At 52.3% G+C, this 21,167-nt stretch carries 15 protein-coding genes; 7 read left to right on the forward strand and 8 right to left on the reverse strand.

Translation table 11 applies throughout. From position 1 onward, the window contains the following. Positions 1-495, reverse strand: a 495-nt coding sequence (locus tag ACLL9E_RS02975) for a group I truncated hemoglobin (RefSeq protein WP_411290255.1), incomplete at its 3' end; no start/stop codon positions are given. Between the two features lie 8 nt (positions 496-503). Further along, positions 504-1,394 carry a DUF3034 family protein gene (locus tag ACLL9E_RS02980; protein ID WP_411290256.1) on the reverse strand — a complete coding sequence of 297 codons (891 nt, stop codon included), beginning with the start codon at positions 1,392-1,394 and terminating at the stop codon, positions 504-506. Between the two features lie 126 nt (positions 1,395-1,520). Between ACLL9E_RS02980 and ACLL9E_RS02985 the strand changes: the two genes are divergently transcribed. The 3 genes from ACLL9E_RS02985 to ACLL9E_RS02995 all read left to right on the forward strand — a co-directional run bounded on the left by ACLL9E_RS02985 (position 1,521) and on the right by ACLL9E_RS02995 (position 6,889). Further along, positions 1,521-2,141, forward strand: a complete 621-nt coding sequence (locus ACLL9E_RS02985) for a methylamine utilization protein (protein WP_411290257.1) — start codon at positions 1,521-1,523, stop codon at positions 2,139-2,141. A gap of 135 nt (positions 2,142-2,276) precedes the next feature. After that, positions 2,277-4,688 carry a putative bifunctional diguanylate cyclase/phosphodiesterase gene (locus ACLL9E_RS02990; RefSeq protein WP_411290258.1) on the forward strand — a complete coding sequence of 804 codons (2,412 nt, stop codon included), beginning with the start codon at positions 2,277-2,279 and terminating at the stop codon, positions 4,686-4,688. A gap of 614 nt (positions 4,689-5,302) precedes the next feature. Then, entirely contained in the window at positions 5,303-6,889 is a 1,587-nt protein-coding gene (locus tag ACLL9E_RS02995; RefSeq protein WP_411290259.1) for a GEVED domain-containing protein, read from the forward strand. Positions 6,890-7,214: 325 nt separating this feature from the next. Here the strand turns inward: ACLL9E_RS02995 and ACLL9E_RS03000 are convergent, their stop codons facing one another. From ACLL9E_RS03000 to ACLL9E_RS03010, 3 genes are read right to left on the reverse strand one after another with little or no spacing between them, the layout of a single operon-like run. Beyond that, positions 7,215-9,695, reverse strand: coding sequence for a fimbria/pilus outer membrane usher protein (locus ACLL9E_RS03000; protein WP_411290260.1), 2,481 nt, complete (start codon positions 9,693-9,695; stop codon positions 7,215-7,217). Further along, entirely contained in the window at positions 9,667-10,416 is a 750-nt protein-coding gene (locus tag ACLL9E_RS03005) for a molecular chaperone (RefSeq protein WP_411290261.1), read from the reverse strand. The genes ACLL9E_RS03000 and ACLL9E_RS03005 overlap by 29 nt, the downstream gene beginning before the upstream one ends. Positions 10,417-10,426: 10 nt before the next feature. After that, positions 10,427-10,915, reverse strand: coding sequence for a spore coat U domain-containing protein (locus ACLL9E_RS03010; protein ID WP_411290262.1), 489 nt, complete (start codon positions 10,913-10,915; stop codon positions 10,427-10,429). Positions 10,916-11,262: 347 nt separating this feature from the next. On the opposite strand from ACLL9E_RS03010, the gene ACLL9E_RS03015 reads away from it, so the two are divergent. After that, positions 11,263-12,174 carry a B12-binding domain-containing protein gene (locus ACLL9E_RS03015; protein WP_411290263.1) on the forward strand — a complete coding sequence of 304 codons (912 nt, stop codon included), beginning with the start codon at positions 11,263-11,265 and terminating at the stop codon, positions 12,172-12,174. A gap of 927 nt (positions 12,175-13,101) precedes the next feature. Here the strand turns inward: ACLL9E_RS03015 and ACLL9E_RS03020 are convergent. The 3 genes from ACLL9E_RS03020 to ACLL9E_RS03030 form a co-directional block, all read right to left on the reverse strand. Next, on the reverse strand, positions 13,102-13,707 hold the full coding sequence (locus tag ACLL9E_RS03020; protein WP_411290264.1) for a MobA/MobL family protein: 606 nt from the start codon (positions 13,705-13,707) through the stop codon (positions 13,102-13,104). After that, on the reverse strand, positions 13,704-14,468 hold the full coding sequence (locus ACLL9E_RS03025; RefSeq protein WP_411290265.1) for an exonuclease domain-containing protein: 765 nt from the start codon (positions 14,466-14,468) through the stop codon (positions 13,704-13,706). Before ACLL9E_RS03025 ends, ACLL9E_RS03020 begins: the two co-directional genes overlap by 4 nt. A 123-nt stretch (positions 14,469-14,591) precedes the next feature. Next, complete coding sequence (locus tag ACLL9E_RS03030) at positions 14,592-17,891, reverse strand: MobA/MobL family protein (RefSeq protein WP_411290266.1); 3,300 nt, start codon at positions 17,889-17,891, stop codon at positions 14,592-14,594. Positions 17,892-18,421: 530 nt separating this feature from the next. Between ACLL9E_RS03030 and ACLL9E_RS03035 the strand changes: the two genes are divergently transcribed. The 3 genes from ACLL9E_RS03035 to ACLL9E_RS03045 are packed head-to-tail and all read left to right on the forward strand — an operon-like array spanning position 18,422 to position 21,071. Continuing rightward, positions 18,422-19,096 carry a hypothetical protein gene (locus ACLL9E_RS03035; RefSeq protein ID WP_411290267.1) on the forward strand — a complete coding sequence of 225 codons (675 nt, stop codon included), beginning with the start codon at positions 18,422-18,424 and terminating at the stop codon, positions 19,094-19,096. After that, the gene (locus ACLL9E_RS03040) at positions 19,093-19,383 is read left to right on the forward strand and encodes a hypothetical protein (RefSeq protein WP_411290268.1); all 291 of its coding nucleotides are present in this window, start codon (positions 19,093-19,095) and stop codon (positions 19,381-19,383) included. Before ACLL9E_RS03035 ends, ACLL9E_RS03040 begins: the two co-directional genes overlap by 4 nt. Further along, complete coding sequence (locus ACLL9E_RS03045) at positions 19,380-21,071, forward strand: hypothetical protein (protein WP_411290269.1); 1,692 nt, start codon at positions 19,380-19,382, stop codon at positions 21,069-21,071. The genes ACLL9E_RS03040 and ACLL9E_RS03045 overlap by 4 nt, the downstream gene beginning before the upstream one ends. The last annotated feature ends 96 nt before the right edge of the window (positions 21,072-21,167 follow it).

The following is a 21,167-nucleotide window of genomic DNA, read 5'->3' on the forward strand; positions in this document are numbered from 1 at the left end:
TTGCGCCGCAAAGGGGATTTTCTGTTCCTGCATCGCACGTTGGAAATTTTCGACCAGCGCATTTAAATCGTCGCGTTCCAGCCCCATATTGGCATGGGCGGTGCGCATGTCCCGACCGGTATAATCACAGCCAGCGGCCAATATATAGCAGAATTGTTCAAACAACGTGCGGCGCAAGCGGACCATGTCTTGCCCTTGAAAAATGTCTGAAATGCGTGGGTCGGCTAGGCTGATTTCAACCAACCTGTTGGTCATATTGCGGATGCCCTGTTGACCACCAAATTGATTGGCCATTGCCGACGCGGCAAACGGTTTTGCGCCTGCGTTCTCGTTACTTTGCACATATGGATCGACGGCAAATTCTCCAGTAACGGAATCAGGCTTCTCCTCTGGAATATCTGCCTGTGCTGCGACCTCCGTTTCATCCACCGGGGCTGTTATCTCCAATTCGGGCGACGTCTGCAGCATAGCCAGGACCAAGAGTATTTCGTTCATAAGCATCCTTAAAATGCGGCCTGCAGTGATAGTAAAGCGCCGCGTTGCTTGTCCTGCGTGACAATATTACCCAGGTCAGCATAAGCAGCGGTCAAAGTGAAATTATCATTAATCGCCCATGCCGCAAACAGGTCCATGGCGTCACCTTCGGGGGCGAGCGACAAGTTATCAGGCTTGGTGCGATACTCACCGCCAACCAAAAGGCGGCGCGACAGTTGATAGCCTACCGATGCTTCAAATTCCAAGGTCCGATCAGTCTGCTTGTCGCCGCCATAGCCGAGCAAGCCAAATTGATTGGCGCGCGTCAGACGCGCAGTTCCATTCAATAATACCGAATGGGACAAAATCAATTTCGTCGCGCTCAGGTAGAAATCAACGTCTTGGTTGCGCGATGCACCAAGCGAGTCCACAACATTCGCATCAACGTTCTTGCGAAACTGCGCACCAATGGATATTTGCGGCAATGTAGCAGCACCGTAAACCAGATCTCCTGCCAAACGCAGCTTTGCGCCATAGATATCCTGGTTGAGCTTGAACCCTCGTCCAAGACCAAGCGATGCGCCGACGGCCTTGGTATCAAAATTTTGCCGGGCGTAACTTAGCTCGACCCTATCAAACAGGCCTATCGCAAAGCCGTGATTTTGTAGGCGGTAATCGGGCAGTTCAAGCAGGGTCACATATGCCGACGCGCCAATACCCTCTTCGGTGGCGTTTCCAGCGATGACAGCCCAAGTGGCTAAGCCGCCGCCTGAAGATCCGTCGACCGACGCCGCGCCATTGGTCAATAGCAATTTGCCGCCGGTTTCCAGATCGCGACTGTTCGCCTGCGCAGGAATTGCACCGAGCGAGGCTGCAACGATTGAGGCAATTAGCCAAGTGTGTGGTCTGCGCAATTTCATCGCATCTTTCGTCCGAATTTATATGCCGGACCTAAACGCGGGTCGTAAACGGAACGTTAACCATGCCCTCGTTTTCTGACGCTAAAGTTTAGCAATGCGTTAAGTTTTTGCTGGCAGACGGACGACATGCAAAGATTCGCGCTACAACTCCTTACAGTTTTCGCTTGTTTATCATTGGGTGTAGCCGCCACTGGTGCAACCGAATCCAGCGTCTCCGTCACCGTCAAGGATGCACGCGGCATTCCCGTTCAAGAAGCCGTGGTAATGGTCTACCCCAAAACGGGTACAAACAAGCCGATGCGATTTGGCCCAAGCGTGATGGCGCAGCGCGATCTGGCCTTTGCGCCGGGGACCTTGATTGCTGCCAAAGGATCCTCGGTCAGCTTCCCCAATTTTGATCGGGTCCGGCACAGTGTTTACAGTTTTTCAAAAACAGCCCGGTTTGAAATCAACCTTTATGGCAAAGAACAAAGCCGTTCGCAGAAATTCCCCATCGCGGGCAGTGTCGCATTGGGATGCAACATCCACGACAATATGCGTGGTTATATCAAAGTCGTGGACACCCCCTTTGCAGCCAAGACTGACCGCAACGGTGTGGTAAACTTTAACGGCCTGACCGCGGGTGCGGGCACAGTGAAAATCTGGCATCCGCAGGCACGTGCAGCCGGTAATGAGGTCGCATTTAACACCAGCTTGACAGCAGGCGGCAATGAGCGTCGCTACGAATTAAATGTGCGGCAAGACTGACGTGCGCTTTCCCAAAAACATTAAGTTCGGCAGGCTTCGGGACCGTATAACAGCAGCTTATGCAGCCTTGTTTGTAGTATTGGTCGTTGTTGGCTCCTGTAGTATTTCATCCGCGTCTGTATCGGCTTTTCGTCCATGACATTTCGTTGGTCGTTTAAAACGAGACGCGTTGTTTACCGCATCGTGTCGCGCATTTCGATAAAAATGACAGTATTTTTCGCGGTGATGTTTGCCGTGGCGACGACAGTTTCAATCATCGGCACCAGCATTGTAATCGAAAATTACGCTAAGAAATCTATAAATCGTGAAATGGCTGCAGGCAGTGAGGTATTCGAGCGCATTGCTAAAATGCAGTTTGAACAGTTGCAGCAAGCCGGCAGCGTTCTAGCAGCTGACTTCGGTTTTCGTGAAGCAACCGCAACGGGAGATGCTGCCACTATTGATTCTGCGCTCAATACGTTAGAAACTCGGCTTGTGCTGTCCGACGCTTATGTCGTGGGACTGGACGGCGTTGTAGTTGGGGCCAACCGCGAATTGAAGATGCCCGACAAGAATCGGTTGTTTGCGGCACTGGATATGGGAAGTGAAAGAGGAATTGCCCGCCTAGGTGGGCTTGAAACAATGATTGTAGCCGCGCCGATTGAAACGCCTGATTTAATCGGTTGGGTAGTGTTCACGCGTCAGCTAGGCAAAGATGAATTAAAAGGCCTCGCAAAATTATCAGCCCTCGATTTGCGTCCCAAGATTGTGCCGCTGAGCGCGCTGCCTAAGAGCTCCCGCCCTTCCAGTCGAACAAGTTCGGTCACCGAGACCAATGCTGATGGGCACCAATGGCTGGTAAGGGCGAGCCTTGTTCCGAGCTTCATGGAGCCTGAACCGCAAGTATTACTTTTGACGTATAGCCTAACAGCTGCACTTGCAGGGTACCAACCAATTTTCATGGCTTTGCTGATATTTGGAGTAGCTGGGATTTGTCTCGCGATTGCCGGAAGCTGGATACTCGCTCGGCGCATTGCAGCTCCGATTGCCATGCTAGAGCAAGCGACGCGATCCGTTGGCTCGGGCGAGCATGCTCAGGTATTGGTTCGCACCCACGACGAAATTTCTCAGCTTGCCAAGTCATTCAATCGGATGGTGCATAGCATTGCAGACCGGGAACGCCAAATTGCCCACATGGCATTCCATGACGGCCTCACAGGCCTTGCTAATCGCTCTTTGCTGCGCGAGCATATCATTGATCGACTAAAGTCCAGTACAGGAAAATCGTTCGCCCTTCTTTGTTTGGATCTCGACAATTTTAAGGGGGTAAACGATACGCTTGGCCATCCAACAGGCGACGCGTTATTGTGCGAGGTTGCTGCCCGGTTGCAGCGCTTAGCCGAGAACGGATTTGTTGCCAGGCTCGGCGGTGATGAGTTCGCATTATTCATTGAGGGCGATGCGCGCTCAGCTGCAGCTCTTGCGCACGCCGTTCTCGCAAGCACGTCAGAGCAAATAGTCGTAAATGGACACCGACTTGTTACTGGAACCAGCATTGGCATTGCTGTTGCTCCCCACGATGGCAGTGACCCAACGTCGCTTTTGAAGAATGCTGACTTGGCGCTTTATCGTGCAAAAAATCACGACAAGGGCGGCTTTCGATTTTTTGAACCTGCAATGGACGCCGAAGCACAAGAGCGCCGGTTAATCGAACTGGACCTACATGATGCTATCCGCAACGGCGAACTTGAATTATATTTTCAACCGCTATTTGCACTATCGGAAAACAGGGTAACGGCGTTTGAGGCTTTAATCCGCTGGAATCATCCGAAACATGGATTGGTGCCGCCAATCAAATTCATTCCCTTAGCGGAGGACACAGGCCTCATTATTCCCATTGGCGATTGGGTCATACGTGAGGCCTGTCGCGTTGCGACGACTTGGCCGAAGCACATTCGCGTTGCCGTCAATATTTCACCGGTCCAGTTCCGATCAAATCGATTAAATTCGGTGGTCATACAAGCGCTCACTGGTTCAGGTTTAGAGCCCAATCGGCTTGAACTAGAAATTACCGAAAGCCTGTTCATCAACGATATCCAAAATACGCTGGAATCGCTGAAATCGTTGAGAGGCATGGGAGTACGTGTTGCCCTAGATGATTTCGGCACAGGTTATTCGTCCCTCAGTTATTTGCGCAAATTTCCGTTCGACAAGATCAAAATTGATCGAACGTTTATCGAAGATTTGATGGCGCAAGATGGCGCAACCGCAATTATAAGGTCGATAACGTCTCTTGCTGAAGCATTGGGCATGGAAACCACCGCAGAAGGGGTCGAGACAATCGACCAGCTCGATATACTGCACGAGAATGGCTGCGACCAAATACAAGGCTATTATTTCAGTAAACCTGTACCGGTTGCAGAGGTTAACGCGATGCTCGGGCTTAACAGACAAGATTTGCATGAGCATAGCGCGCCGATTATCGATAAAGTCGCACCTCAAACGCCGAATAAAAAAGTCATTGCCAGCAAGCTTGACGAGGAAGTTAAAAAAGTTAGAGCAGCTTGATTACTGAAGGTAAACCGCGGTACCCGTTCACAGCGGAGATGTTTGAGTGTTTCCTGTTGCCTGATTTTCTTATTTAAAGCGGACGCGACTGGATGACGATGCAAAAGTTACAAGTCGATGTCCATGGACGTAAAGTTTAAACAAAATTTGATCTCAACAATGTCTCTTTTTCCGTTCTTGCTGCTGTCATTAAACAGTCGGGCATCGGGTGAAGCTATGTTTCAAATCATTCAAATGCACGTCATTCAGTTCCGCTGCCTGTCCGCTCTCGGCCCACCTCCCGCCCATTCCGATTACTTGGACAAATATCCACTTTTGGCATATGGCTCAGCCGCCAGGAATATTAGCCATTGGGTCATAAGCGGAACGGCAGCTTATCTAAAATTTTCGTTAAAACCGGACAGTCGGGTTACGGCCCAATTTCAGCCGTCGAGAGCTTCTAAACGTTGAACTAGCAGCTGTTGAGCATGTTCAGTGGCAGCAATGTCGACGTTCACAAACGCGTCATGGAAGAATTAACCATTATCGTTTAACAAGATCGGATGCTTTGGTTCTGTTACCGGTTAATAAAAATCGCGCTACGAATGCTTATAATTTACGTATGTAGCAGCATCATGCTAAGCGGCACCATAGTACAAGCCCAAACGGTTACATGCCAAGGGCGTCTGATTACTGCTTTAGACTTCAGAAACCCGGTGCTGGTTTCAGGAACGGCGCTTAGTGTCGGTGCCATTTACCGATTTTCTAATGTCGCTACCGGTATTGATGCTCGTGTTCGGATTGATGCGTTGACTGCAGCGACCCTTAGCACCATCGACCAGGACAGTGGCTTGATCGATAACTTTCAGCCTGAATTGGTGGGAGCAAATGCCCGCAGCGCGGATTTCACCATTACTTTTGTTCTTGGCGGTACAGCTACGCCGGTCCTAATTGATTTTGCTTCTTCCGGAATCGACATCGATGGAGATAGTGGGTCTATTCGCGAATATGCTGAATTTTCCACTCCATTCGCGTCTTACGTTCTCGACACACCTACAAATATAGATGTTAATGCATCTGGTCCCTCAATCCCAAACAACGTCCGGTTTGAAGCACGAACCAATTTTACAGCTCCTGGTATCGATGAGTTCGCCACACAGAATATTGTGTCAATATTCTATACATCTACGAGCACGTTCCGATATCGAATTGGTACCTTAGGAACTGGCAATACAACGCGCTTAACTTCACTTGATTTTAGTTACCCTGTGCTGGCGCTACCTTCAATTACTTCGCAGGTTCCCCAAGATTTTGGCGACGCACCCGCTGCATACGGAAATCCTGTGCATGATATCGTGGCAGGAGTTCGAATTGGGGCCTCCAATACCGCTGAACTCGCCCGGTATAACAGCCCGTCCGCAAATGGAGATGCGGGGGATGAGGGCGTCAGCATATCTGTTCTCCGACAATCGAATACAGGCAGTGCGACTGTGAACGTCGAAGGTACTGGTGGACGATTGCAATGCTGGGCTGATTGGAACGGGGACGGTGATTTCGCCGACGTAGGAGAGCAGTTAGCAACCAATATCGCCGATAATGGTGCGGGGGATACTAATGGTGCAGTTGGGTTAATTGGTCTCAGCATCGCTGTGCCCCCGACAGCAACGCTCACTCAAACATTTGTACGTTTTCGCTGGTCGACGACCAGCGGGCTAGGCGCTTCGTCAATAGCGTCAAATGGTGAAGTCGAGGATTATGCGATAAATATCTTGGGTGTAGCCGTGCTTAGTGTCGAAAAAAGCTCAGCATCGTTTGAAACTAACGGTATCAATAAATTCTCGGTTCCCGGTAGCGATGTCATTTACACTATTACCACCACAAATACAGGGAACGGAACAACAGACGCAAATTCGATTTTTCTGCTCGACAGCATCCCGTCGACTGTAGAGTTTTATAACGGAGATATCGACGGGGCAGGCCCGGAAACAAATTCTGTAGCGTTCACCCAAAACTCTGCGGGTTTGACTTTTACAGCATCAACTGACGTTCGGTATTCCAATTTGGTCACTGTCCCACCCAATTTTGCTGCGTGCGTATACACTCCTGTTTCAGGCTATGATTCCGCGGTCAGGCATCTTTGCATTAACCCCAAAGGCTCAATGGCGTACGGTGGTAGCCCGCTGTCAAACTTTGCAATCAGATTTCGAGCACGCATAAAATAGGTTTTACCGACTGTATGTCGCGAGCGCCGAATATTCACGAGCACTTTTTAGAAGCCTGGCGCTTACCGATGCTGTTTTTCTCGGTAAGTAAATGTACGATTGTTAAAAGAAAATAGATTGAACCACCGGAAGGACCGCGAGATCAGTGATGTCGTGTCTGTTCCGTCCGCTTTTAGCGTCGTCAACTGGGTAGTCGGACGAAAGAAATGTCGTGGGGAGCCGATCGGCCGCTTTCGGTCACGTAATAGCGAAGGCTGCCATTGTCGCGCAGTTTGAGCTGGACAGCTAAAATGGTCTGCTCACTCCTCAGAGCGCGATGCTCCAACTATCGTCCTATCGCAATCGGACGGATAGTTCCGTCGCATCGAACTTCAGGAATGTCGCCATTGTCGTTGCTAAACCGCTTCAGCGATGAAGTTGTGAAGCTGGCGAAGCAGGACCGGTTCTCGTCGGCTTGGAAGCGCAATTCCTTATCATCATGCCAGCCGTTGATCTCTACCATACCGTCAAAGCCCACGACATATTCGCTCTTTGACGGCAGCGCTTGGACTACGGTTCCAGGCGCTACCTGCCTCCCATTGGAATGAACTAACCGGAATAGTGCTGGCTGATAACTCTCTACGTCTAAGTCTACCAAACTACCAGACCGCGAAGGAACTACAATCATCGCACTTAGCTTACGAGCAATCGTCATGTCAGGCAGTGTTTTAGGATCAATACTGATGCGCGTTGGCACGTAGGCTGGAAAGTCGGTGAGTAATTTTAGTCCCTCTGGCCCGGTCTTACCCACCGGGCGGCTTTCCTGCTCAACACTTACGTTAGCAATTTTGCCTGTCCGGACCAGCGCGAAACCGTTATCCAGACGGTGCGCCGCAAAAATATGGCCTTCTGCCAGCAGCACTGATCCGCTTGCTCCGAGCCGTGCAGCGGCTTGCCTGCCCACAATTTCGGCTTGGGCTTCGACGCGCCCCCATCCGCCGCGGTAAGCGACGAGCGCACTCGTCTGGTCAATAGATCCCACCCCAGCAGTGACAGCATAACCAACATCGCCGGGCTGTGAATCGAGATTATATAGCCCGGAAGTTATCTGGGATTGTCGACCTTGTTGGCTCACATTGAATTGACCATTGGCCCGACCTCGGAACTGCACTGACATCCCAACTAGAATTGAGCTCGACCTGCGCTCAGACCGTTGGTGAGTAGCGTCGACAAAGATGTTTATGCCGTTCTTGAGACTTGTGCGGTAGCTTGACGTGATAATGTCCGTTCGATTTACATCAGCAAAGTCTCGTGCACGTCTTGGCTTATATTGGCGAACTGCGGTTAGACGAAAATTGCCTAATGCTCGGGTGTTGAAGTTGAGCGACCCGGAAAGAAATGATGCTGGCGGCTGATCGCCCGCCACACTAGGAAGATCGTCAAAATTCTTTGTGACCTTTCGCGCCTCCAACCTGAACGAGACCAACTCTCCTACACTTTCGAAGCTGGCCCCAAATAACTTACCTCGTCTCCGGATCGAATTGATAGGATCGTATCTATCGCGATCAAATCGGCTGGCGCGTGCATCTATGTTTAATAGGCCTACGGCACCAACCGTAAAAGTGGAGGACAGACCCACACTTGCGTAGCCTTCGGCTAACTCGACGGCTGGTTCAATCGTAAGACTGTTTGATACACCCTGACGCAAATTAGCCATCGCCGCCCACGGGCCATAATCATCGCTCGATCGACCAAAATTCTGCCTGATGGCACCGACGTTTATTGAAAATTGCGAGCGCCCTTTTGCTAACAAATTTCGCGCAGTATAAAATTGAACTGTGTCAATTCGCTCTTGGCCGAAGAAATCACGAACGACCACACCAACACTGTTTCGACCCACGGGTACAGGGATGTTGCGTACTGTGAACTCACCGGCGGCGACGTCGCCAGCCTTAAAACGCCGGTCAGCTACAATCAAATCCAACCCTGTCGGTACAGCCACGGATCCGGTAAAGTCAGGAAGTGGATAAGTGATTAGATCTGGCCGCAGGCCAAAATCAGTTCCAACTTTAAGACCACCTAGGCGGACTGCTCGCGAACTTGATGGTCCAGCACTGATGAAATCGCCTAACGTTGTGCTGATAGAGCGTTCAGGTATGTTTAGCGTCAAGCCACTGTCTAATCGCACTACTTGGGTTTGTTTAGGCAGCGTGTTGTTTGAAAAACGCCAAGTGCTCCCCAACGACAAGTTGCCCCGGACTAACCTTCCTTCTACAAATCCCCCCACGGAAAACCCGTTTCTTCCGACAGCCGCGTTGAGGTCGTAGTTACCAATAAGAGCTGTGACAGGTTGGCTATCATTGTAGGATGAAGGACGCGCAGCAAAATCTATATTGTTCGGACCATCGGATTTGCGCGCTATATCTACCGACAGTATGCCGCTGTTGCGGTCCAAATGCCACTTAAGCAATTTAAGGGTATTGAGATCAATATAGGAACCCGGTGTCGCCGTTTTAACTAGCCCGGCAGTTTCGGCATCTTGCGCCTTAATCGAAACTTGCCCGGCAATGTCTCGCAACTCTACGAGACGTCTGCGTGCTGTGCCGTTTACCCTTATTTCGACAAACAGACTGTATTGCGGTGGGGGCAGAGCAATTGCGTCCCCCTTACTTAATTTATTAAAGCTATCTTCATTGGCGGTGGAAGAAACGTCAAACGAGAGCGCAAATGGATCATCGGCAGCTTCTGCTTGTTCTGCATAAAATAGGCATAATGCCGTAATTAGCCCGGAGGCGGAGTCACGAACAAGTTGTTGACGGGATCGCATTGATTTTCTGCTGATCGACCACCGCGATAAGTGTTGGGGCCGCTGCGATACAACCCGTATCTAGCTCCGACTCCCAAACGACGCGGGAGTTACCCAGCACATATCTGGTGCCGCTGCCTTTAAACTCTATACGTCTCTGGTCAGGCATTAGCACCGTTACACCGCTAATTTTTACGGTTTTACCGCCATTATTGATGATACTTAGTCGCCGTCCGCGGAGCTGCCATTCAAGTTTGGGAGCGGTCGCCGTGTCGCGATTAACGAATAAGGGCACGCTGAAGCGAAGCCGAGTTTTGGTTTGGCTTTCGGATGAACCGGACGTGCTCGGTAATTGATCAATAATGATCCGATAGCGAACTTCACCGAACGATTTTTGTTCGCTTGCGCGCATGAGCCGGAAATTTTGTGTCTGGTTTGCTCCAATGCGGGTAATCGACGGTGACAATATGATTTCGTTCGACAATGAGTATTGGTCGTTCCCCGAAACTTGGGTCCATTTGAACACGCGCAGCTGAACATTAATGGGTTCCGCAGAGTCGTTTCGGATTTGCATTTGATCAGCAAACTCGGTCTTGTCCATTTCGACGCGAAGTGGCGTCACGTTAATCGCGGATCCAAAGCTCTGGCTTGGTCCACTTATTTCGAGATTAACGCCCTGTTGACCATAAGCTGCAGCGGCGCAAAGTGCGCAAACAACAGCTACTATCCATTTTGATTTCAATTTACTTGCGCTAGAAGGTGACGGTGACTGTCACAGTGTCGGCGTAGGTGCCAGCACTGACCGCGGGACGATCTGCGGCGATCCTTCCAAAAGCTGTGAATGTGGCCCCTCCGGTCGGAGCCGTACCTTGCCTAGTGTTTGTTCCAGCATTACTGCCCCAGATCTGAGTGTGAGCAGAATCTTGGTAGATTTCGTAAGGCAATAATTCAGTGCCCGCAGCGATTTTCATGTGCCGTGCGCCACCGATGGCGTTTGCGCCGGCATTCAATGCAACATCAAAATCAGCATTTGGTGTGCACGCAAGCGTGATAGTTGAAGTAGAATCGACCGCTGCTGTTCCTCCTTGAGGAGGGGTAAAAACCAGAGGCGTCGCGACTACCGTACAGTTTTCAAGGATGGTTGCCGATACTGGCATTGAAGACGTGGATACACCTGCCTGAGCGGTACCAGAAATTAAAAGGATCAGCGAGCAAATCCCGTAGCAACTATTTTTCAACATCGACAATTTCCTGAATCGCTTTTTACCTACGCGTCGGCAACTACGGGCCAACCGTTAATAAATTACAAACCTTGCTCATGTTCAGGAGGCCGCGTCACTTTCGGAGACAGTCAAAATCTCGGTTATGACCGTATCCTCAAATAGTCTTTGTGCGCTGGAAGTAGGCCATTCGGATTGGTTGGCAGTTCTTTAGTCTATGGCAATCAGCGCTTCATTTCAGCGGTGACAAGCCACTACGGTATTTACCCTATGACGGGCAAAATGACCCTGTTGCCCATCGACAAGCTCCGAGTTGTATGGTGATATTGTCAATGAGTTCCCGGCAGCTTTTAAAGGGGAGAGATAGGATGGGCCACGCAGGCAGTGCGTTAGCATCAACGACTATCGACCGGCAGACGCTTCGTAACTTTGAGAAACATTTTGTCTCACCGGAAATTCTTCAGCGTCATGATGTAGGCATACGCCAGTATGACCTTGCGCGATTTGTTTCCGATGAGATCGTACCGCGATTGGTTCGGCTACACACCGAAGTTGTTCCCGGTGCACCGCTAGTTGAAGAAGTTATTGAGGCTCTGCGACCAAATAGTACGGAAATTGACGCGTTAGCCCACATCGTCCTCGGCGATGATCTCGAAGCCGCGGCGACCTATGTTGCGATTATGAAGGATCGCGGCTTATCGATGAATACGCTCTACATAGAATTGCTGGAACCGACGGCACGCCATCTTGGCGAGATGTGGGACCGGGATGAATGTGATTTTATTGATGTAACTCTCGGGGTTGGGCGACTTCAAAAGCTACTGGCCATTTTTAATGACACCTACGCACTGCCACAGTTAGGCGATCGGCGTGTCTTCCTGATGGCAACAGCTCCAGGCAACCAGCATTCATTCGGCGCGTCGATGATTGAGAAACTTCTGTCCGCAGCAGGTTGGCAAGTTGAAGTTGAATACTCTGGAGATGTAAACCAATTGGTAGAGGCCGTCAGCAGCAGCTGGTTTGCGGTGGTGGGATTGACAGCAGGTTCAGATGCACAGCTTGAGGCCCTGAAATCCGCGATAGATCAAGTCCGGCAGCATTCTAGAAACCCACTAGTCGGCGTTTTGGTTGGAGGCCCGATGTTCACTCAAAATCCAGAACTGGCAGCTGTAATGGGCGCAGATGCCACAGCGCCTAATGCTCCGACCGCAGTTCTTGCAGCGCAAAAGCTGTTTGACATGGCAGCGCCAGCCAAGCGTTCCATCATGCGTTTAATATGATTTTCGAGGCTCGGAACTAACGACGTTCGCAAGCAGGCAGCAAATCTCTGTGCGCAGTCCTAATTAGCATCTATTCATTCACAAATGAATCGGATCGGGCGTTCCCCACCCGTGACAATTTCGGACAGATGCTATTACGCAGACAAATGTCTGCTTTCGAGAGCCTACTGGGATGCTCTAAATTTCAGCAACTGGGTCGTGTCCTGACAGGCAGCTTCTATGTCAAAATCAAAGAAAGCTGACGTTCATAGTGGGTAGACTGCGGAACGGAGGTTTCCCATAACACTCCGGCCGTTTCGAAATGAGCCTCTAAACGCCAGCCTTGGGCGGCAAAGTGGCATATTAACCTACCATCTTATGCCCAACGTTCAGGGCAAATTTATCCCGGAAGAACACCTAAGGCTGTTAGAACTATTTTGATATATTTCGTCTAAATGTAAGGCTTGCGCCGAGCTGGGGATACGCGCGTGCCGAAAATTCAAAAATTCGACCGATCCAAACGAGTGATCTATCGCAGTGACTCAAAATTACTGCAGATACATCGCAAATTGCCATGGAACCGACGGCCTATTCGATGGCTACCAATGCTAATTGTGTTTTCCATAACTTGGATATTGGTGTTTGTTGTCAGTGGGTTCTGGCAGTAAATACGATAAGTGTCTTGCTCTGGGATCAACTTTAAATTTACGCGCGCTTGTCATCTGAGGATCAAAAAGACGTTTCTCTGGGCCCTAAAGACCCCGATAGTGAACTGTCATGATCGTCCAAATTTGCAAACTTTCCGACAATTTTCTGTGTCTCATCGAGCAGCAGCGGAGTCTCGATGTACACGTTGCCCCATTGCAACGCTGCACATCGAGAACGGCATCCTTCTGATCGGCTAAGCTTTTCCAGCCGCAATATGCCGCATGCGCCCTGTAATGCGCATCATTCGCTCGACGATGTTCCAATGAAGCTGAGGTTTGGTCGCAGCCCTGAAATGTCGATCCAAGCCAGTTCGGCTTTGCGAATAGCTTCCTTGCTCGCAAACCAGCGTGGATGCTTCCGGCCAGGATTTCTGTCGGCACGCCAGCTGCGGGCTGTAACGAGCAAGTGAGCGTGCGGTGCGATTTGCTTTGGCTTATAGTGGATTGCCCAGTCGGCGATCATACCATGATCGGCGATATGCTCGGTACCGAACGTCTCGATAAGATCCACCCAATCACCTGCTTCCATGATCGGGGGCAGAGTGAGGACAATGTGGGAGGCAGCAGCTTCGGTAAGGCGATGTGGGTAAACCGAAGCGTCAGCATCCTTCCAGATTTTGGGACCTGAGCGTGCCCAGGCTGGCGTCTGGGCCGGATGGATGCGGCCTGTTGCTACAAGGTCGCCGCGTGTCGCCCATTCCTCCGGCATGGGGCCGTAAGCATCGGCGTCAGGCTCCCGCCTTATGTAGCAGTAAGAAGCGTAGGCTGTGCGATGCGTTGCACGCAGTGTGCTATCGGCAACGACAGGGCGGCAATTGAATGGGCGAAAATATGTGTTGTTGGTCATGAGTATTGTCCTTTTTGGATAAAAGAAGACCCGCAAATTGCGGGCCTTCGTGGGTGTGACTGTAAAATTGTTAATGTTGGCTGATCTGAGGTCCAAAGCAGCCGCTGGAGTAGCGTTTGGTCGCCATGTAGCTGCTGCAGCAACCAGTAAAGCGACCACACGTCGGCTGCTGCCCGGTGTGCGGTATTGAACCAGCCTGATTGCATCATGAGATATCCCTGTACACGGCTGTCGAAGCCCAACTGTGGCCATTCGATCTCGGAACAACTGCATGCCCAGTCCTTGCCCGCGGCCTCCGGAAGCCGCCGTTCGATGAAACTCACATCGAACTTGGCATTGTGCGCGATGACCAGCGAAGCACGTGCGAGCATCGCCAGCGCCTGCCGGTCATCGATCTTTTGCCCGGCAATGTCAGCATCTGTGATACCAGTTACTGCGATGATGCGCGGATCGAGCCGAACGCCCGGGTCCTCAAGCCAACTGCGCGGCGGCATGACGCCAACTACTCTGCCGTCTGCATCAACGGTGACCAGCATGATTGCAAGTTCGATGATCGGGTCCTGATTTGTGTCGAGGCCAGTTGTTTCGACATCACATATCGCAATGATCCGGCCACCATCCGGGATCGCGTCCGGCACGATCTCAAATGGCTCGGGAACCTGATGGAGCACTTTGCAGGCTGCATTGGTCTCCTGATGTTCATCTGTGCGGGTACGTCTTTTGGACCGCTTGCGCGCGGCATTGTCTTGTATAATGTTCATGGATTTACTTCCTTTGGCATGATTGATGAGGCCGAAGGCCGAGTGCTTTTTTCCACTCTTCCTTCCAACCTCACTTCACCTGACCCCAGTCAGCTTAATGGGCTTGAGGCGCGCTCGCCTTCCTCAATCGGCCTCAGGACTGAGGCCGCGATCCATCTGCTGGCCTATGTCATGGCCCCGGCTATCCGTCGGGTGAGGGCTGTTGCCTCTGGCGAGATCGTTGTACCGCGAGTCATCCTTGATAGATTTGCGATCAGCAGCAGTAAGGCTTTTCACGACAAGCGCTGCTGCTTCGTCTTTGACGATTTCCTCAGCGATCCGTCGCCGTGCCGCGTCGTCCTTGCTTGCATCCGCAGCAAGATACGCGTCGAGCTTGGGATGTATGCCAACCTCAAGCTTGCGTCCCTTGTCTTCTGTTTTCGGAGGCATAAAGCCTGCAAAGCGCGGAGCTGCCTTATTGTCATCTGTGCTTTCTCTGATCGGAAGGGGACCGCTTTCATACTCGGTTCGGTTGTCGGTAGCTTCTGCTACAGCCTTGCCCTCTGGTGATGCTATGAAATCGTCCCAGAATCTTTGATCGTAAATAGCGCCATTTTTCGCGATCCGAGGCATAGCAGCATAGAGTTTGCGGCGCTCGGGGTCTTTTGAGTGCTTGTCGGCAATATCCAGCAACTTCTTGTCCGCATATTCGGGAAGCAAGATGCGCAGCTTCGAAACTTGAACGGTATCAGGGCGCCGTTCGATATACCTGCGAAGAAGGGTCTCCTCCTGGTCAGCTTGCGCGATTGTCTGATCGATGATCTGCACAACGCCGGCTGCAATCTCGATGCGTGCTGGCACGTTGAGCCGTGCTGCACTGGTATTGGTGAGGATGAGTAGCCTTTTGTTGCCGGCGTCTTCCCAGTAAACACCAGACAATAAGCGCTCGGCCAACGCGTGCAGCACAATGTCCTGATACAGGAGGGCGGGGTCAGGTGTTTTGCTTGCTGGTACAGGCTCAGAGATCGCAGAGGCAGCTTTCGCCGTCGGCGTAAGCGGCGTTGATGGGCTCTCCAATATGGAGTCGGTGATAGTCTGGGCAGGCGTCTGGATTGCAATGATATCGTGCTTGGTCCCGCTATCAGGGCCACCGCGAGCTGCGAGATCTTCGGTTGAATGGCGCTTCAACTGCCGAAATAGCATCAGTTCGAGCAGCGGCGTCTCGGCGCGAATGCGGATCATGAAAGCCTCATTGGCCAGCAGTTGCTTGGTTAGTTCAGCAGTTTCTACATCCTTGTCTGTTCCTGCTGGCTGCTTGAGCAACGTCAGCCATCCATGCATCGCACTATTCGCCGGTATCTGGTCAAACAGCGACTCTACGTAGCGTTGAACAAATTGCGCGTCCTGATCTTTCCATGTGTCGAACAGTTTGGAAGCCGCCTTGAGGGTTTCGTACGATGGTGGGTTGCTTGCTCTAAGCAAATCGAGAACTGCGTGCCCAGTAAGTCCAATAGCTGCAGCTTGGAAATTTGGTTTGGGCGGATCAGGTTCCTGTTTGCGCGCAGGTGGAGATGCCTGCACTTGCAGGTCAGGCACGACTTCGGGCGTTGACATGGGTTTTTGATCTTGGCTGGCATTATCCAGCTTGACGGGCGCTGACATCGGATCAGCAACGGTCGGCGCAGGATCAGGCTTTGCCTTATGGATATGCTGTTTGGGTGCCTCGATCGGCCGAAATGGCTTGATGTCGGATGCCGGTATAGTAGGTGCGGCAATCACCGTTGCTTGCTGCGGAACCGGACCGTCCGCCTTCTGAAGCACGGCCTGAGCTTTAACGGCCTGCTGGTCTACCACGGCAACATTAGCGCGCGCCTTGACAGCGGCAGCGACGCGCTTCGCCTCCAGCACGTCCCGCAATTTCTGGATCGCTGCGTCATAGCGCTCGTCTTCGCGTGCACGATCCTGCATTGAGGAAGTCTCTACATCCGCCGCAGCAATCTGCTTGATCAATGGAACCACAGGGGACAGATCGCGACTTAGACTAAAAGCGCGTCGATCAGCATCGCTTAAAGCCGTGCCTTCAAGATTTGCTTCTGAGCCGAGCGACGCAATGGCCATGGCACTGTCTCTTAACGCCTTGGCCTGCGCTCTGGCATCCGAAAGGATCGTTGAATCCGACTTTGCCTGATCGCCGGAAGTTGTTGTCTGCAAAGGAGCAGTCGCCGCCACAGATGCGTTTTCTATAGCTAGGTTATGCAGTGATTGCGAACTTTCCATCGCCTGTTGCAAAGCTTCTCTATCGCGCTGATCGGTTTCAAGATGACGTACTTCCTGCTCAGCTGCGTCCACCTTGAGCTGCTCACAGTAAACCGCATATGCCGCTTCATTAGCGTTCGCGCGCGCAGCGTTTCGCTCTGCCATTGCTACAGCTTCTCCCATGCGGACAGCCGCTGCACGCTGTTGGCCCAGATGCTCCTGGCGGTGTGCAGCAATGCCACGCTCGGCATAGCTTTGATGGGTGTATCGCCGCTCGCTGCCAGCCTTGTGTAGCGCAACGTTGAGCGCGCTGGCGATGCGCGCGCGCATCGCCTTCAAGCCTTGCTTGCTATCAAGCCCATTGATTTTTTCGGCAGCAAAGGTCCAATCATACGGGCCGTTGCGCACAAAAGGACGGTTGCTGTGGTCTATGTGCGCATGTCCGTTGCATCCACGCGGGTCTATGTGGACGGAAGCGGAATAGCCCAGACCGAGCCGGCCAAATTCTCGCTCGCAATACTCGCGAACAAACTGACGCTGCTCGTCTTCCGACAGCTCTTCGGGCAAGTAGATGACGATGCGCTGCTGCACCTTGGCGTTCTTGCGCGCGCCGATCTCAAGCTTCTCGATGCAGTTCCATGCTTCGACCACTTCCTCCAGGGTATCGCCCATGTTGGTGATGATCTCCCTACCCAATTTGGCGTCTTCGCCGCAAAGATACCGGGCATGCTCGCCAGCGCGCCCGGGCCGCCAGCCCGGCGTCTTGAGCCCAAGATAGCGAACCCGAACAAAAACGCTCTCGCGACCGCGTGCATCAATAATTGGTTTTTTCGGCCGTATCGCTTTTGGTTGAGGAACTGCCTTACGGTTGTCTTTCGTAATCCGGACCTCAAGGTCGCGTTTCTTGCCTTTGCGCCGCTGCGCGTTGCGCATACGGATTCTGGGTCCAAAGTCCCTCGAGGGCGCAAGCAGACCTAGGTCAATTTGCAGTCGCTTGACCGCAGCCACATGCGCCCGCTCGGCCCGTGCAGATCGGCTATTGGCAAGCGCAGCCGCGCGGGCCTCGACAACCGATCGGCTGCGTTCTTTTGCCCGAAGGCGCGTGCTCGCGCCATCCTCTCGAAGCGCGCGCTTGATCTCAGTCTCGCTTGCGCGCTGCCACCGGTCATTGACGTAGATTTCGGCCATAATTGCAAATCCCTCAAGCGAGCCTAAAAGCGATGAAGAAAAAAGAGGGGGGTGGTTGCCGGCGAAGCCTCGTTTGCAGCAGCAAACATTTCTTACGCCAACCACCCCCTCTTCACTTACTTCATTCGTCTTTTGGGCTTGCGAATAATCACGCACCTTTTGGTCGTCTGGCGCAAGGATGCCTCGGAGGGGTAAGGAAAAAGGCCAGCCTGAAAGCAGCAGATTGTCTGTCAGCGACGCTGCGGGCGCGAACGCACTTAGCTGGTACTCAGGTTGTATCTACCAACGTACTCCATGTTGCAGACCCACGGCGCGTTAGCGACAGCCTTTGGAAAAGCGCTTCAAATAGAATTAGGGGTCGATGGGCAGCTAACAGCCACCGTTGGACATGTTGGCCAATCCGGAAGAAAATCAGGTCTCGGAACGGCAAACCGGAAAAACAATTTTTGAACTTTGTTCTTACCCCTCCAAGCAATGTGCTTGGCGCTTTGCAATGTGGTGCTCACCAATCAAGCAAAGGAACGGTAGGTATGAACAACGATGAACTGAGAACATGGCGTGATCTCAAGACAGCCGAGCGGCAAGCCCAGCAGCAAAGGCTCCGACTAGCCGAAGCCAAGAAGCAGCTGACGCTCGCCCAGCAACAGGCCAAGACCAAAGCGCGTCATCCGGACGCCGCAAAGTACCGCCTTGGCGCTGATGATGTGCACCATGGATTTGTATATGAGGATGCTGAGGCGCGCGCCTGGCTGCGAGACATCCCTTTGGTCCATTACATGACTCTGCTTGAGTCGATGGGTGCCCGCGAAGATGAACCAGTCGCAAAGGTCGAACTTGCGGCTGTACGCACGCATTACGACACATTCACGCGTCTTGGTCAGCAGCTAATGCTCGCACGCGAAATCGAGCGATACGAGGAACGCCATCGAAGCTTTCTGGCTTGGGTTGCCGAAAACCCCTCTCGGCAAACATGGCGCGCCCACACACCAAAACTGCGCCAGCTATACCTGATTGAGCGGACGGCCGCCGCGTTGGAGATTGACCATCCGGTTGGTCTCAATTGCGGCGAGGCTTATGACTGGCTGGCAAAGCACGGCGCGAACGTGCGCCTGCGCCTCGCTCAATCACAAAAGGGTACGACAACCCAGCAGCACGATGCCGATACGGCAGTCGATCTGTTCGGCGATGAGGAGGATGACGGATGACGCCGCCTCAACCTGTTGCTGGCAATTCGAAGCTGTTTGCTTCGGTTGTAGAGATCAAGCTCGCCCTTGATCAAAACCGTGAAAAGCTTCTGCGCCTCGCCGATTACATCTCGCAAGACAAAGTCACAGACGAAAGCGCGGCGGAAGAACTTGCCAATTTGACCAACCAACGCATTGCGCTGCTCGAGAATTGGGATGCGCTCATCGTCGCAGCCAAGGCTGAACGTAAAGCGCGACGTGACGCGGTCGTTAGGACCATCAGACGAATTGAAAGGCTCTCAAAATGAATATCGAAGACGTACTCTGGCGGCTATTTGCCCATCATGACATTCTGGCTGCCAGCAAGGGGGCATCGCGTCGTGAGCCTTCCGTGACTGACGTGCTTTGGTCCGGCTGGGACTTTTATCCCGCCTCTCCTGAGCAGCGCTGGCGACCTGCCTATGGCGGTCCTGCTGACCATGTTCGTTGGGGAATGGCGAGGTTGCCTCATCTCGCAGCGGCTGGCCTGGCACCAGCGCCGACAGATCATGATCTCACTTTTGCGCCCGGTACGATGACTGCATTCGATTTGTTCGAGGCATTCTGGTTCGTGCTTGGGATTGACCCACTTGAGCCGAATTCACGGAACTTTCTTTACTGGCTGCTGGCGTCAAAGGCGCCGGATAGGGAAGCGATTTCAAGAGCAAAAGACGCAATCGTCGAAGCTTATCGGGTATGCCTAGGCGACGATCATGTCCAAACTATAATCGGTGTTCGTATCGCCGACATTGTGGATAGAATTTTTGCCTTGCAAACAAGTGCCCCTCACCTGGCTGAGATGCTGCGTTCGAAGCAATTTGCGAATGCATCAAAGTTAGCGGCCAAAATGCTAGCGTGGCCCGGTGTCAAAGGAGACAAGAAAAGGTACCTACCGCTCCTGATAGCACATGCTGCGCTCGCGGAGCTCTCGCGGTTGGGACAGAATCTCGGTGCTTTCTTGCGTTTGTTGTTTGACAGCAATGGTAATCCCTATCAGCTGACAAGTCTGCTTAAACAGACTGGCGGCAACAATGACTTAGCCCGCCAACTGCTCATATCGGCCAGTTTGCAGTCGGTAGGGGCGGTCGATCCGGATGGAGATAACCCTAGCGCAGACTCGATGCTGGCACAATTGATGCGCCGCGATATCAACATCAATCCAAATACAGGTGAAATCGAAATTGATCCCCGTCCTCTCGAGGACGTAGCACAACAGCCACGGCATGCAGAGCAGGGCAGGCTAAGAAAAAATGTTCTGCCCGCAATTCCTGCAGTGTCGATCGGGGGACTGGAGTGGCGGGATTTCGTAAACGTAGCTTTGTATGAGATCTACAGCGATACGCGCAAAATGGCAAAGGCAGTTAAATGGAGTCCCGGATTTCCGGTTCGGGACAGAGAAATCAGCCAGCTAACTTATGGTCAAGCAGCAACATGGTTAATGCTATCATGGGTACAATTTCATCATCCACTAGCTTATCCGGTCGTTATTTTGCCGAACATAACTGCGGCTGGCTTAACCGGCCGGCCCTCGCCCGATCAACTCAGCAATTCACTGACTACTGGTTCGCACTTGCAACGCAAAGCTGCGGCTAAGATACCTTCACTGCCGTTGCCAGGTAAGCTCGGCTATACCGCGCGATACAAGCTACACCTCTGGCTTGACAACAAGGGCGACGATTGCGAGGCCTATCGCAAAAATTGGCAAGGTGCGCCAGAAATACAGTCGGAAACCCAGAAAAAGGTCGAGGCCTACGAACGGCGCCAACACTCCCACATCCTTAGTATTCCGAGTAACGTGGGCTCTGGGGCGAAGGGCGTGAAAACGATCAAACAGCATGGTCAACAGCCAGCCTCGCTTGGAACAACCGACCTTGGTCTTGAGCTACTAGCTGCTCGCGATGCCGCTATGATGACTATCGGACCAGCTACAGATCCCCTCAGGACGAAGAAGCGATAAAAATGCTTACCCCTCCAAGCTTGTCCATGGTGGCGCGCGTAGCGCATCGGTATGGACAAGCCGCCAAAACTCTCGGGCCGAAAATTTACCGCAGAC

The organism is Sphingorhabdus sp. (assembly GCF_046596595.1).
Taxonomy (GTDB): Bacteria; Pseudomonadota; Alphaproteobacteria; order Sphingomonadales; family Sphingomonadaceae; genus Sphingorhabdus_B.